Source organism: Aequorivita lipolytica (assembly GCF_007997135.1).
Classification (GTDB): Bacteria; Bacteroidota; Bacteroidia; order Flavobacteriales; family Flavobacteriaceae; genus Aequorivita; species Aequorivita lipolytica.
In genome coordinates this window covers 1-14,096 of record NZ_VORU01000016.1, presented here as the reverse complement: position 1 = coordinate 14,096, position 14,096 = coordinate 1, and the positions used below count along the sequence as shown (strand labels likewise).

Annotated in this window: 11 protein-coding genes; 4 read left to right on the top strand and 7 right to left on the bottom strand. The window is 36.3% G+C overall.

The features are described 5' to 3' along the window. Nucleotides 1-43: 43 nt before the first annotated feature. A complete protein-coding gene (locus tag ESV24_RS14020) occupies nucleotides 44-340 on the bottom strand; it encodes a putative quinol monooxygenase (RefSeq protein WP_111817020.1) in 297 nt (98 codons plus the stop codon). Nucleotides 341-370: 30 nt separating this feature from the next. Beyond that, nucleotides 371-1,210: an SAM hydrolase/SAM-dependent halogenase family protein gene (locus tag ESV24_RS14015; protein WP_111817021.1), complete on the bottom strand. Its 840-nt coding sequence runs from the start codon at nucleotides 1,208-1,210 to the stop codon at nucleotides 371-373. Between the two features lie 107 nt (nucleotides 1,211-1,317). Between ESV24_RS14015 and ESV24_RS14010 the strand changes: the two genes are divergently transcribed. Together ESV24_RS14010 and ESV24_RS14005 are read left to right on the top strand one after the other, a co-directional pair. Then, a complete protein-coding gene (locus ESV24_RS14010; protein ID WP_111817022.1) occupies nucleotides 1,318-2,271 on the top strand; it encodes a PhoH family protein in 954 nt (317 codons plus the stop codon). Between the two features lie 105 nt (nucleotides 2,272-2,376). After that, the gene (locus tag ESV24_RS14005; RefSeq protein ID WP_111817023.1) at nucleotides 2,377-3,324 is read left to right on the top strand and encodes a phosphoribosylaminoimidazolesuccinocarboxamide synthase; all 948 of its coding nucleotides are present in this window, start codon (nucleotides 2,377-2,379) and stop codon (nucleotides 3,322-3,324) included. A gap of 60 nt (nucleotides 3,325-3,384) precedes the next feature. Here ESV24_RS14005 and ESV24_RS14000 read toward each other — a convergent pair whose 3' ends face one another. Continuing rightward, complete coding sequence (locus ESV24_RS14000; protein WP_111817024.1) at nucleotides 3,385-4,650, bottom strand: acyloxyacyl hydrolase; 1,266 nt, start codon at nucleotides 4,648-4,650, stop codon at nucleotides 3,385-3,387. 78 nt (nucleotides 4,651-4,728) lie between these two features. Here ESV24_RS14000 and ESV24_RS13995 point away from each other — a divergent pair, with 78 nt between their 5' ends. Further along, entirely contained in the window at nucleotides 4,729-6,102 is a 1,374-nt protein-coding gene (locus ESV24_RS13995) for an alanine/glycine:cation symporter family protein (protein ID WP_111817025.1), read from the top strand. Here ESV24_RS13995 and ESV24_RS13990 read toward each other — a convergent pair. From ESV24_RS13990 to ESV24_RS13975, 4 genes are all read right to left on the bottom strand, one after another. After that, entirely contained in the window at nucleotides 6,099-6,995 is an 897-nt protein-coding gene (locus ESV24_RS13990) for a hypothetical protein (protein ID WP_146743187.1), read from the bottom strand. The two genes, ESV24_RS13995 and ESV24_RS13990, sit on opposite strands and share 4 nt — an antisense overlap. A 43-nt stretch (nucleotides 6,996-7,038) precedes the next feature. Continuing rightward, nucleotides 7,039-8,472: an MBOAT family O-acyltransferase gene (locus ESV24_RS13985; protein WP_146743188.1), complete on the bottom strand. Its 1,434-nt coding sequence runs from the start codon at nucleotides 8,470-8,472 to the stop codon at nucleotides 7,039-7,041. Nucleotides 8,473-8,931: 459 nt separating this feature from the next. Continuing rightward, entirely contained in the window at nucleotides 8,932-9,804 is an 873-nt protein-coding gene (locus tag ESV24_RS13980; protein ID WP_146743189.1) for a hypothetical protein, read from the bottom strand. 67 nt (nucleotides 9,805-9,871) lie between these two features. Beyond that, nucleotides 9,872-11,302, bottom strand: a complete 1,431-nt coding sequence (locus tag ESV24_RS13975; RefSeq protein ID WP_111817029.1) for an MBOAT family O-acyltransferase — start codon at nucleotides 11,300-11,302, stop codon at nucleotides 9,872-9,874. A gap of 328 nt (nucleotides 11,303-11,630) precedes the next feature. On the opposite strand from ESV24_RS13975, the gene ESV24_RS13970 reads away from it, so the two are divergent. Beyond that, nucleotides 11,631-14,060 carry a hybrid sensor histidine kinase/response regulator gene (locus tag ESV24_RS13970; RefSeq protein WP_146951079.1) on the top strand — a complete coding sequence of 810 codons (2,430 nt, stop codon included), beginning with the start codon at nucleotides 11,631-11,633 and terminating at the stop codon, nucleotides 14,058-14,060. The last annotated feature ends 36 nt before the right edge of the window (nucleotides 14,061-14,096 follow it).

The window sequence follows — 14,096 nt, the reverse complement described above, 5'->3', positions numbered from 1 at the left end:
AACCATCTAACCATCTAACCATCTAACCTTTCACTGCAGCTGTTTAATGAATACTAACAAGCGTATCAACACTCCAAGCTTCAGCTTTTGATTTAAACATTGGTTTTGTTACACTCCAAACATTTTTAAAAAGTTCGCTGTTTCTGTAATTTTCCAAATCTGGCTCATCATTCCAACGGCTATAGGTGAAAAAGATTGCTTCGTTATTTTTATCGTTGTAAAGTTCCAAAAAAGTACAGCCGGGAAAATTGCGAATCTTGTCTTTAACGACTTCAAAATTAGCCAGAAAAGCAGAAACATTTTCCTTTTCGAATTCCATTTTAACTATCCGGGTAAACATATTTTTCAATTAACAATTAACAGTTTTCACTCAAGATTCGGCATTAAAATTAACGGTAATTGTATCCCTAAATTCAAGGCCAAACAAGCTTGATGCCCCGCCCACGGAAGTAGGATTGCTTTTGTAAATAGCCAATTCCAAAAATTGCGATGAATTCCAAAGTGCCAGTTTTTTTCCGTCTTCCTCCCGTTTTTCAGGTGGAAGATTAAAATTTATTGCGTCACTATAATGTGTATGTATTTGGGTGAATTTCGCAGTTCGGGCATTTATAATAAACTCTCTGCCGCGGCCCACTTCTTCAAAAAGTTTTTTAGTTATGTTGCTGATCACGTTTCCGTAGTTGTCAATATAAATAACGTTGCCGATAATTTGGCTTTCTTTGTTGCTTACAACGGGGCGGATGCCGGTTAATTCCTTTATTTCAGTAATATTTTTACCAATAACCTCCAGTGTGCCGCCGCGTGCTATGTGTCCGGCAACTTTCACAAAAACATCTAAAACCGGAAAATTGCTGATAACGCGGTCGTGAATATTTATTTCAACAATTTTCTCTGGACGGATTTCAGAAGTGAGCATTGAAATAATACCATTATCCGCGCAAACAAAATAATGTGCGTCCATCAATACTGCAATGTGTTTATTCTCAGGATTTAACTCAGAATCTACACCAATTACGTGAATGCTTCCCTGCGGAAAACTCTTGTATGCGTTTTGGATTATATAGGCAGCTTCATGAAGATGGAATGGCGAAACAGAGTGCGAGATATCAACAATTTTTGCATCTTCCATTTCGGTATAAATAGCTCCTTTTACTGCGCCAACAAAGTGATCCTTCTCTCCGAAGTCAGTAGTAAGTGTAATTATAGGCATAAATGGATTGTTGATATTTTCTTAAAAGACTTACCACAAAAATAGGTTACTTTTGTTAGTAGCAAAACTATTTTTTGCATATTCCACATATTAAAAAAGCACGCCTTTTGAACGAACTTATCATCGAACTTACAGAGATTAGCCCAAGGGATTTCTTCGGACTTGAAAACGCTAATATTGACCTTCTTAAAAAATATTTTCCAAAACTGAAAATCGTTGCACGCGGCAATAAAATCAAGGCGTATGGTGATGATGATGTGCTGGAGGAATTTGACCGACGCATTACAATGCTTTTGGATCAATTCGCGAAATACAACAAAATTGACGAAAACGTAATTGAACGGGTACTTTTAAGTCGAAACAAGGAAGAGTACGAAAGCCCCGCAGGCAGCGGTGAAGTAATCGTTCACGGTTTAAGCGGAAAACCAATAAAAGCCCAAACGGCAAACCAACGAAAGCTGGTAGCGCTTATGGGCAAAAATGATATGGTCTTTGCAGTTGGCCCAGCGGGAACAGGAAAAACCTATACAGGGGTTGCGCTTGCAGTTAAAGCATTGAAAGATAAAGAAGTAAAGCGTATCATCTTAACAAGACCTGCGGTGGAAGCTGGAGAGAATTTAGGTTTTCTTCCCGGAGATTTAAAAGAAAAACTCGATCCATATATGCAACCGTTGTACGACGCACTTCGCGATATGATTCCTGCGGAAAAATTGGCGTCACACATTGAAACTGGGGTTATACAGATTGCACCCCTAGCATTTATGCGCGGCCGTACTTTGGACAATGCTTTTGTAATTTTGGACGAAGCGCAAAACACAACCCACGCACAGATGAAAATGTTTTTGACCCGTATGGGAAAAAACGCAAAATTCATGATTACTGGCGACCCCGGACAGATTGACCTTCCGCGTCGTGTGATTTCAGGACTGAAGGAAGCCTTGCTGGTATTGAAAGATGTGAAAGGTGTGGGGATGGTTTATCTAGACGATAAGGATGTAATCCGCCATAGGCTTGTGAAAGAAGTGATTGCGGCTTACAGGAATATTGAAAACTTAGACTGAAAAAAGTTAGCAGTACCAGTTTGCAGTAGCAGTTTGGAATAATAGGCGGCTTAATAAATCATCAATCATCCATGGCAAATCGTCAATCGTAAATTTAAGATCAAAATGAGTAATACCATAATTGCCACAGACTTTAACTTCCCCGGACAGAGAAGCGTTTACCACGGAAAGGTTCGCGAGGTTTATACTTTGGAAAATAACAAACTTTTAATGGTTGCTACGGATAGGCTGAGTGCCTTTGATGTTGTAATGCCAAAAGGAATTCCTTATAAAGGGCAAATCTTAAACCAAATTGCAACCAAAATGATGCGCGATACTGAAGATTTGGTGCCGAATTGGTTAATTGCAACACCCGACCCGAACGTTGCAATTGGCGAAGCCTGTGAACCTTTTAAGGTTGAAATGGTAATCCGCGGTTATATGAGTGGTCATGCAGCGCGGGAATATAAAGCTGGAAAACGAATGCTCTGCGGTGTTGTGATGCCAGAAGGAATGAAGGAAAATGATAAATTTCCACAGCCAATAATTACACCTGCTACCAAAGCCGAAATGGGCGATCACGATGAGGATATTTCGCGGGAAGACATTTTGAGAAGAGGAATCGTTTCTGAAGCTGATTATCTTCAATTGGAAGATTATACCCGAAAACTTTTTCAACGTGGAAGTGAGATTGCTGCCAAACGCGGATTGATCTTGGTGGATACCAAATATGAATTCGGAAAAACGAAAGACGGTAAAGTTGTACTGATTGACGAGATACACACCCCAGATTCCTCGCGTTATTTTTACAACGAAGGTTATGAAATACGCCAGAAAAACAACGAACCGCAAAAACAGCTTTCCAAAGAGTTCGTACGTCAATGGTTAATTCAGAATGGCTTTCAAGGTTTGGAAGGGCAGAAAGTTCCCACTATGAGTGATGAATATGTTGAAACTGTTTCCGAAAGGTATATTGAGCTTTACGAAAATATTACAGGAGAAAAATTTGTAAAAGCAGACGTCTTAAATATTCATGAACGTATTGAAAAAAATGTTTTGAATTATTTAAAATAAACTACAATAACATCAAAGAAAACAAAAAAGGTCGCCTAAATTGTTTTTAGACGACCTCTTTTATTTCCTCTCCCGAAAATTAAAGCTATGAACATACCCAAAGTTCAACTCAGTAAAGTCTGCTTGCCCGAAATTGGCATTCAAATGGGCGCCTATGTAAAAATTATTTTTCGGAGACTTTTCCATTCCAATTAAATAATACTTTAAGCCCAATCTAGTTGAGATACGATGTTTCTTTTTATAGCTATCATCCAGTTCTCCCAAAACCCAGGATTTAGAAATTTCCCGTGGCGTATTGACCCAGCCTTCGTTTATTCGCCAATCCAGCTTATATGCCGGTTTATGTAAATTATAGCCCAGTTGCAAATCTATACCTACATGATTCAGGAATATTTCACCATGAATGCTGACGCCCAAATTGGAGGCATAATACCACGCATTGCTTTTGAAATAATCAAACTCTCTTCCAGCCTGCACCAAAGATTCATTTTCTTCAATATAGTCGTAATAATGCTGGTAAAAACGGTAGTAGAAACCTATGCCCACTTTAAAGGTATTATTATAAACACGGCCGTATTCCCCAGCTATGGTATAAACATCTTTTTTATCATTAAATGCCAAAGCAAATGCACTTACACCAAGGCCGCCGCGGATAGCAAAATAATTATATACCGTTTTATTGTATTTAGGAATTGCTATAGTAGCCGTAATTTTAGAATGGTTAAAAGGATTTTTTATATCTGCGGAAAGACTCAGCAAAAAGGAATTATACCCTTGATTCATTAAGCGTGTATGCCCATTGCTATGGTGCGAATATCCCATGCCCACACGCCAATCTAAGGTGGATGTACTGAGAAATTGATAATAAAGATAGGTGCGAAAAGCCCAAGTAAAATCAGTGGTTACAGCCCTGTTCTGTGGATTGGTTTCAAGGTCAAACTTTCTAGTGAAATAGGAAGCGCCCATCCCTGTCAACATTTTCCAACGCTCACTCCCAAAAGCTTTGAATTCAATAAAAGGCGTTACTGTTAAAGCTATCCCCAAGCTGTCCAGATTACCAAAATCGGTTATCCCAACTGACAATCCTGTTTTGGCCCCTTTTAAACGTTGTGCCCATTCTTGTGGATTGTTCTCTTGATGGCGTCCAAAATTCAAAACGGCCTGCTTTTGCAGTTTTGTATCTGGGAAACCGTCATTGGCTTCCATTGTAAGGCCTAAAAGAATTTCAGGAGTGATGTAGAAAGCACTTTTTTTCCACTCGGTGTCGGTTTGAGCGATTGAAAAAAACGAGACGAAAATAAAAAAAATGGTTAGTCGTTGTTTCATTTGGTGCTGCAAGTAACAATTTCCCCGTTAATTTTAAAAATTTTAACGCTACATTAGATAAAATTTTAAATATTTATTTTGAATAAAATTGACAACTTTATTGCTGAAATGGCTTCTGTTGCTTGGGGTTTACCACTATTAATAATCTTGATTGGTGGCGGATTATATCTTTTAATTCGGATTAAATTTCTCCCTTTTCGATACCTAGGCCACGCCATTGCCGTACTTCGCGGAAAGTATGACAATGAAAGCGATACTGGCGAAATAACCCATTTTCAAGCGTTAATGACTGCTCTTTCCTCAACGGTAGGTATGGGTAATATTGCGGGTGTGGCCGTGGCCATTTCAATTGGTGGCCCTGGAGCTATGTTCTGGATGTGGGTGAGTGCCGTAATTGGTATGTCGACAAAATTTTTCACTGCGACTTTGGCAATTTTATATAGAGGAAAAGATAGCGAAGGTAAAATTCAAGGTGGGCCAATGTATTTTATTATTGAAGGTTTAGGAAGAAAGTGGATGCCCTTGGCAGTTTTGTTCAGTGTGGCGGGGTTGGTAGGAGCATTGCCGGTTTTCAACGTAAACCAACTTACCCAAGCTATAAACGATATACTTTTAAAACCTGCCGGAATCTACAATGGTTTTCAGACCGATTTGATTATTGGTTTGGTTTTGGCGGCAATTACTTCTGTGGTTATTTTAGGTGGTTTGTCACGAATAAGTAAGACGGCTTCAAAAATGGTTCCGGGAATGGTTATTCTTTATTTTCTTTTGGTTCTGATCATTTTGATTGTTCACATTGATGTGGTTCCATACTATTTCAAATTGATTTTTACAGATGCTTTTTCAGCAAATTTTTATAAAGGAGATGCGTTTTTGGGCGGTGTTATTGGCGGGATAATTCTTTTGGGAATTCGTCGCGGCGCGTTTTCAAATGAAGCGGGAATAGGTACTGCGCCAATGGCACACGGGGCAGCAAAAACCAATGAGCCCATCCGCGAAGGTTTGGTGGCGATGTTGGGACCGGCAATAGATACTTTGATAATCTGTACGCTCACTGCTTTAGCAATTTTGGTAACGGGCGTTTGGCAAAGTAGCGACGCCAACGGTGTGAGCTTAACTGCGTCAGCATTTGAGGAAAGCATCCCGATTTTTGGGAAATTCGGTTTATTGGCATGTATTATCACTTTCAGTATTTCGTCACTTTTTTCATATTCTTATTATGGCAGTAAGTGTATGTCTTTTCTTTTTGGTGATAAAAATAAAGGGATCTATAATTATTTTTATATAATTAGTATTCTCGTAGGCGCCACAACTTCACTGAGTATGATGATTAATTTAATTGATACTTTTTTCGCGTTGATGGCCGTTCCCACGATGACGGCGACCATAATTCTTGCGCCACGAGTGATAAAGGCAGCAAAAATTTATTTTGAAAAGTTGAAGAAGGATTAATTCAGACTGTCAAGTTTTTGGTTCACAAAGCCAGTGAATTTTTTTGCTCCATCTGGGTTTAAGTGGTTTTCATTGATAAAATCCCGAACAGTGAAATGAAGGGTGTCATTCTCCTGAAAAAGCAATGTTATATTACCGTATTTTTTTTCAATTACTTGAAGAATACTGTCCCTTCTCCGCAGAATATTGGGGTTTCTAGCCTTTAGATAAGTTTTGTAGAATGGTGTGGTGCAGATAATAACCTGCAAATTTTCGGCCTTTGTATAATCCAGTATTCGGTATAGGTAAGCGGTATTTCTATTGAAAATTGAGAGGTCTTCATTATTTAGTTTTTGAAAATTATGTTGGGCAATTTTGGCTTCATCAAAACCCATTTCATTGAATGGCCCATCATAGTTGTTTGTATCAAAACCGTATTGGTTGAACTTTGACTTATCGATTTGAAAAATATAATAATCCGTTAGTTGGTTCGAAAAGAACCGTGGGTTGGAGAGGTAGAGCAATTTATCCTTATACGTTGTTAGACGGCCAAACCCATTTACCCCGTAATAATTAAGATAGATGGAGTTTTTCCAATAATCGTCACGATGGTGCGGAAGCTCTAAATGGCTGTACGAAACCTCGAGCAAAACATATTTCAGTTTCGGAAAATTTTTCCGTGTTTGTTTCAAGATATGGAAATCTTCATTATGGTGTTGTGACTTTGAGGCAAAATTAATCGCCTTAACTTCCGCATATGCAGGGTTAAAAGCGCTTTGCATCTGGGAGGAACCCAGGCCTATCAATTCTATTTCATCGGAATGTTCCCGATAATACTGTCCAATAATTTTAAAGTTAATGGGAGTATTCACCACCACAATTTCTAAAATAATGTAGGCGATTACTACCGGCACAAAAAACCAGAGGCAGTATTTTAAAAACCGGAGCTGCCGTCCGCTAAAATTGAAAATAGATAAAATCCTCTTTGGGACCAGCATATCTAAAAATTAGAATTATAAATATATAATAGATGACCCATCTTGTGGGCCTGTTCAAATGTTTGTCTAGTTGGTATAACGGAAAATTTTTGTGGCGCATATAAACTTCCGAAGCGACCAATATAAAAAGAAAGAACAAGAACTTCCTGTTCAAAAGCTCCTTAATATTTTCGCTGGATATAAAAGAAAAAATTCGCTCAAAAATTACTGCCACTTGGTCCATAGATTGACTTCTGAAAAGAATGCACGAGGCCACTATAAAAGGAAAAGTGAAAACGGGCATTAAAAAACTTGGTATTCTTGGCTTTCGATAATAAAAGCTAGTTTTTCTGTTACGTCCCATTGGCAATCTTTCCATAATCATCAGAACCGCTTGTAAGAGACCAAAAAGTATGAACGTCCAATTGGCACCATGCCAAAGGCCTATCAGGCTCATTGTTATTAAGATGGCAATAATCCGCCTTGTGGTGCTCCGTAGATTTTTTTGGATAATGGGGAAATACACATAGTCTGAAAACCAGCGCGTAAGTGTTATGTGCCAGCGTTGCCAAAAGTCTGTTACCCCTTTTGCCAGATAAGGCACGTTGAAATTTCTGCTAAGCTTGAAACCGAACAGTTTCGCTGTACCAATGGCAATATCTGAATACCCCGAAAAATCCCCATAAATCTGAAAGAAGAACAGCACCGAGGCATATACCAGCGAATAGCTACCGTAATTCTCTGGATTATAGTAGACCATATTAACAATTATGGCCGCATTGTCCGCAATGACCATTTTTTTGAAAAGACCCCACAGTATCTGCCGCAAACCGTCCTTGGTATCTTCAGCAATAAATTTTCGAGGTTTATTGAACTGTGGCAACAAGTCCCCAGCCTTTTCTATTGGACCAGCTACCAATTGCGGAAAGAAACTCACAAAACACAGAAAATTGAGCAGATTAGTAGTGGGCTCAATCCGTTTTTTGTACACATCTATGGTGTAGCTCATCGTTTGGAAGGTGTAAAAACTGAGTCCAATGGGAAGAATGAGGTTTAAGGAACTAAACATGTATTCACCCTGATTCTGGTTGAAAAGCAAGGCGAATTCTTCAATAAAAAAATTGTAATATTTAAAAATAAAAAGCACTCCAAGGTTCCAGAGTAAACTACTGTAGAGGTAAATCTTTTGATTATTTCTATTTTCTGAATTCGCTACGGCTAGCCCGGCAAAATAATCTACCAACGAGCTGGCGACAATAAGAAAGAGAAACCGCCAGTCCCAAAGTCCATAAAATAAATAACTGGCAACCAGCAGGACAGCATTCTGGGTTTTTATTTTTTTGAAGCCCACAGCCCAATAAATAAGCAGGGTAATAGGTAGAAATAGACCGAATGAAAAGGAGTTGAACAGCAAATCTTGTCAATAATTTAGGGTCAAGGATATTTAATGCAACCGCTGGAAAATACCCTTCAGAGGGTTTTTTCATTTATTCATAGAAAGTTATCATTTTGATCTAAATATAAAGCTTTTTTCAAACCTAAAGATAAAGGCTTATCTTTTTCAGAATAGCATAAGGTTTCGTCATCTTTATATGCAGGTGTATTTCGTATATAAATTTAATTTCGTTTTACACAATGCCCCGATAAACTTTTCTAACGAAGTATGCGTATAACGAACCGGCAAAACTATAGCTGGCGCATAGCTCCGTGTAAAAAACTATTCTTCTATTCTCAATCATTGGAGGTTAAAGTTTCGTGGGTAACTTCCGTTACCTAGCGATGTTAGGTTTAATAAATTATGCAATCATTTCGGCGCCACCGAATCCTATTTACTATAAAGAGGAGGAGATTTAATTCAACAATATAAAAAAATCTAGTTTATACTATCAACCACTTTGCTCACTATTGAAGTGAATTTTCTGGCACCATCAGGATTTAAATGATTTTCGTTTAAAAAATCCTTAACCTTAAATTGAATCGTATCGGTTTCTTTGTTCAAAATAACCACATTGTTATACTTCGATTTAACTATCGATAGAATACTGTCGCGACGATGTACGACTTTAGGATTTCTTTTATTTAAATAGGTTTTATAAAGCGGCAGTGTAGCAATAATTACCTTTAAATTTTTGGACTGCATATAGTCCAACATATTAAATAGATACCCAGAATTATTTTTGAATATTTCCAAATTTTCACCCGTATATATTTTAAAGGCATTGTTTTTTATTTTGGAAGTATCGTAACCCAATTTATTGAAGGATGAGTAATAATTATTGGTATCGAAACCAAATTTATTGAGACGTACCTTGTTGCTTTTATATAAATAATGGTCTCTTAATTTAGCTGAATAAAATCTAGGATTTGAAACGAATACGAGCTTATCCGTGAAGTAGGTGGTTCTTTCAAAAGCGTTGACAGCGTAATATTTTAAATATATATTATTCTTCCAATATTCCCTAGGATGGTAAGGCAATTCCAAATGCATATAGGAAACTTCAAACAGTACGTATTTTAAATTTGGAAGTCTGTCTATTGTACCTTTCAGAATTGAAAAATCTTCTTTGTGGTGCTGTGATGAAGAAGCGAGGTTTATAGCTGGTTTATTCGATAATTCGGGATTAAAGCTGCACCGTACTTGTGACGACCCCAAAGCCATCACTTCAATTTTTTGCGATTTGGAATTTAAGTAATCACCAACAATCCTGTAGTTTACAGGAAGGTTTAGAGCTAATAATTCCAACAAACAATAAAATACAACCAAGGGTATAAAAAAAAGCAGACAGTAAGTCAATAACCGCTTCTGTGATTTATTAAAATTGGAAATAGATAAAATCTTCTTTAAATCCGGCATATAGGAAAATTACAATAATTAAAATATAATAAATTAACCATCGGGTTGGTCTATTAAAGTATTGATCCAGCTTTGTTAATGGAAAACTTTTGAAGCGGGTAAGCACCTCTACAGTTATCATAAGGAGCAGGAATACTACGAATTTTTTATCAATAAGCAGGGCAATTTTTTCACTTGGAATAATTGAAAAAATTCTTTTCAATATAAGCCAGGCTGCGTCAATGTTTGGGCTTCTAAAAAGTATGCAAGACACTGTAATGAATACAAAGCTGAAAATGGGCACTATAAAATTTGGAAGTAACGCGCTATGAAAAATGGTAGATTTACGGTCTGTTGAAAGGGGTGTTCTCTCTAAGATAATTAAAAAACCATGAAACACTCCAAAAATAATAAACGTCCAATTTGCTCCATGCCATAGACCAATCAACATCATTGTAAAAAAAATAGCTAGATTCCGGCGTGTGCTGCTGCGAAGGTTTTTTTGAATAATGGGAAAATATACATAATCTGAAAACCACCGCGTAAGCGTAATGTGCCAGCGTTGCCAAAACTCTGTAACACTTTTTGCTAAATACGGGATGTTGAAATTCTTGCTTAGCTTAAAGCCGAATAATTTTGCACTACCAATTGCTATATCAGAATAGCCAGAAAAATCTCCATAGATTTGGAAAAAGAAAAGCACTGAGACGTAAAGCAGTGAAAGGCTACCGTAGTTTTCTGGACTTGCGTACACCATATTTACCATATAGGCAGCATTGTCTGCAATAACCATTTTTTTGAAAAGACCCCAAAGAATCTGCCGCAGGCCTTCTTTTACTTCAATTGAATCAAAAGACCTTTTATTTTTAAATTGTGGCAACAAATCTGATGCTTTTTCAATAGGGCCGGCTACCAGCTGTGGAAAGAAGCTTACAAAGCATAAAAAATTGAGCAAATTTTTTGTCGGGGCAATTCGATTTTTATAAACGTCAATGGTATAGCTCATTGTTTGGAAGGTATAGAAACTCAAACCAATGGGAAGAATTAAATTTAATGTGCTAAAGCCATATTCGCCCTGCTGCATACTAAACAGTAGCGCAAATTCATCTATAAAAAAGTTGTAATATTTAAAAAGGAAAAGAACCCCTAAATTCCAGATAATACTGCTGTAGAGATAGCGCTTTTGTTTGCTTACGCTTTCCGAGCTTTTGATGGCAATAGCCGCAAAATAATCCACCAATGAGCTGGCAACAATCAAAAATAGAAACCTCCAGTCCCAAAGACCATAAAAAAAATAGCTCGCAACAAGCAGAATTGTGTTTTGGGCTTTAATTCTTTTAAAGCCAACAGCCCAATAAAGGAGGAGGGTAATTGGCAAAAACAATCCAAATGAGAAGGAGTTAAATAACAAAGGTTATTGGATTTTGGCGTAAATATAACAAAAATGCAAGCAGAGTAAAGTTTTTCATTGATAGCTCTAAAATTTATAGTCTGGAGTTGTCTTTAAGTAGAAAAGTATAATAATTTTATTTTACAATCAGAAGCTATATGCAAGAAAGTTTGTTCGGAAAATGAAAGTCGAGAATTCCAATTATTGTTCATCTTTTATTTATTTAAAATAATTTAAAAAATAATTTTAAGCTCAAATAGTTAATGATTTATGGTTTTTATTAATCTTAAATATTTAAAACCTTAAATCATTATTTTACGTATGTTTAATAGTTTTAAAGCCCCAAACTATGAAACAACTACTGTTTTTAACCTACATTATAGGAGTTGGTTGTATAGCTCAAAATGTGGTATTTGACCCTGAAATAAGTAAGGGAAACCTATTTGAATATGCCGAATTTTATGAAGCTGGAAAATCAAAGTATGACCTTATCGAACTCCAAAATGATCCTTCAAAGAAATTTTTGTCGTTAAAATCAGAAAACCAAAGTACTGGATTCACCACGCATAATTTTTGGATTAGATTTAATTTAGAGAATAGCAACGCGCAAGCTAAAACATATTACCTTGAAACAGCCAGACCTATTACAGATGTTGCCAAATTATATCAGATTGGCACTAATAATAAGATAACGGAATTTAAAAGTGGGGATCAAATTCCCTTTAATGAACGCCAGGTAGCGCATCGTTCTACGGTATTTAAAATAGAATTACCAAAAAATAGCGTGCAGCAATTTTATCTACACTTTAAAAGTGATGGTGAAACAATCAATCTTCCCTTGAGCTTATATTCAGAAACTGAATTTTGGCAGGTCAATTACAAACAACAATTGTTCCTCGGGATATTTTATGGATTATTATTGTTGGCTGGTATTATTTATTTATTTTTTTATACAAGTTTAAAAACAAAGTCTTTCATTTATTACAGTGGCTATGTTTTTTCAATTGGCTTGATGCAAGCTTCGCTTGATGGACTTTTATTTCAATATATTTTCAAAGAACCGGGATATTTTGCGTCAAGGGCGGTACTTATAACTGCCATACTTTCAAATATTTTTCTCTTAAAGTATTGTGAGCATTTCCTTGGAGTTAATAGTAAACTTCCAGGGTTTTCCAAAATATATAAATCACTTTACTTGATAATTGGCTTATCCACATTACTTGTATTTATAAACCCAAAGACTTTAGCGTTTGCATATCCCATTTGCAACATCAATGGCTTGTTGAGTTTATTGCTTATTTTATCTACCATTTTTGCAATGCGCTATAGAAAAATCTCAATAGACAGGTATTTTTCGTTTGGAATTCTTTTTCTTGTTATCGGTTTAATGGGATTTGTAATGAACAATTTAAGCCTGTTGCCCAATAATTTTTTCACACTAAACAGTGCAAAGTTTGGCACTGGATGTGAAATAATATTTTTATCAATATCCATGACATATCTTATCAGAAACTTAAGGGTTGAAAAGGAAAAATCACAGGAAGAAGCACTCTTAAGAATGGAGGAGGTAAGTGGGCTTAAGTCATATTTTATGTCTAATATGAGCCATGAGCTGCGTACACCCCTTAATACTATTATGGGAATTGCTGAAATTGAATTAAGCAAGCAAAACGATAACGAAAAATGCAAACAATTTGAAATTATTAAGAATGCTTCCCTTAGTTTATTGAGCAGCGTAAACGATATATTGGATTTTGAAAAAATTGAAAAGAATCAAATTCGTTTAAAAAAGGAAGAATTCAATCCCTCAATTATCCTTAATCAAATAAGCAACAACTGGAAAGAGGAAGCGACCAACAAAGGCCTGAAATATCAGTTTGAAATGGATTATAAAATACCCACTTCGGTTAAAGGCGACCCAGAAAGGTTTGTACAGATAATTAATAATGTTCTTGGAAACGCTATAAAATTTACAAACAATGGCAGTATTTTTTTTAAAATGCGCTGCACAAAACGCGGAACCGATACCTATTGTTTTTCATTCAAAGTATCTGATACAGGTGTTGGAATTGATTTGGATTTCAGAAGAAATATTTTCGACAGTTTTAATCAAATGAAGCTCGATCATAAACGCCAATTTGGAGGCATAGGTCTTGGGCTAACAATTGTTAAACATTTGGTAGATTTGCATTCCGGAACTATTAATATTGAGAGTGAAATCAATAAAGGAACCAATGTTTTTATAGATTTAATGTTTGAACGTGTATCAAAAGATTTTTCTGTTGAAGCAGGAGCTTATTCACAATTAGTCACAAATAATAAATTACATGTTTTAGTTGTTGAAGATAATTTGCTGAACCAAATGGTCATGCGAAAAATGCTTAATAGCTACCCCGAAGTAAGCTTCGCCATAGCAAATAACGGCACCGAGGCAATTGAAGCTTTAAAGAAAGATGTTTATAATATTGTTTTAATGGATTTGCAGATGCCAGTTATGGATGGCTATGAAGCCACTCGGATAATAAGAAGCGGTGAATTGGGTAAGGTAATTGGCAACATTCCAATTATTGCTGTAACTGCTGACGCTATGCAGGAAACACGTCAAAAAGTTTTGGATATTGGAATGAATGATTATATGACCAAGCCCATAAATAGAGACATATTGTTTAAAAAAATGGAACGTTGCAAGGGACTATCTCATAAAGTGTGTAAGTTAAAAATTAGCGGGGGCATGCCCCCGCTAATTTTTTGTTTAATTTTAAATATTTACACCTTATGAAGAAAGATGATTTAATTTCAGATGATTTTCTGAAGC

Bases quoted from the DNA above. Each gene is read 5' to 3' on its own strand.
- ESV24_RS14020 (WP_111817020.1), bottom strand. From the start codon at position 340: ATGTTTACCCGGATAGTTAAAATGGAATTCGAAAAGGAAAATGTTTCT.
- ESV24_RS14015 (WP_111817021.1), bottom strand. From the start codon at position 1,210: ATGCCTATAATTACACTTACTACTGACTTCGGAGAGAAGGATCACTTT.
- ESV24_RS14005 (WP_111817023.1), top strand. From the start codon at position 2,377: ATGAGTAATACCATAATTGCCACAGACTTTAACTTCCCCGGACAGAGA.
- ESV24_RS14000 (WP_111817024.1), bottom strand. From the start codon at position 4,650: ATGAAACAACGACTAACCATTTTTTTTATTTTCGTCTCGTTTTTTTCA.
- ESV24_RS13970 (WP_146951079.1), top strand. From the start codon at position 11,631: ATGAAACAACTACTGTTTTTAACCTACATTATAGGAGTTGGTTGTATA.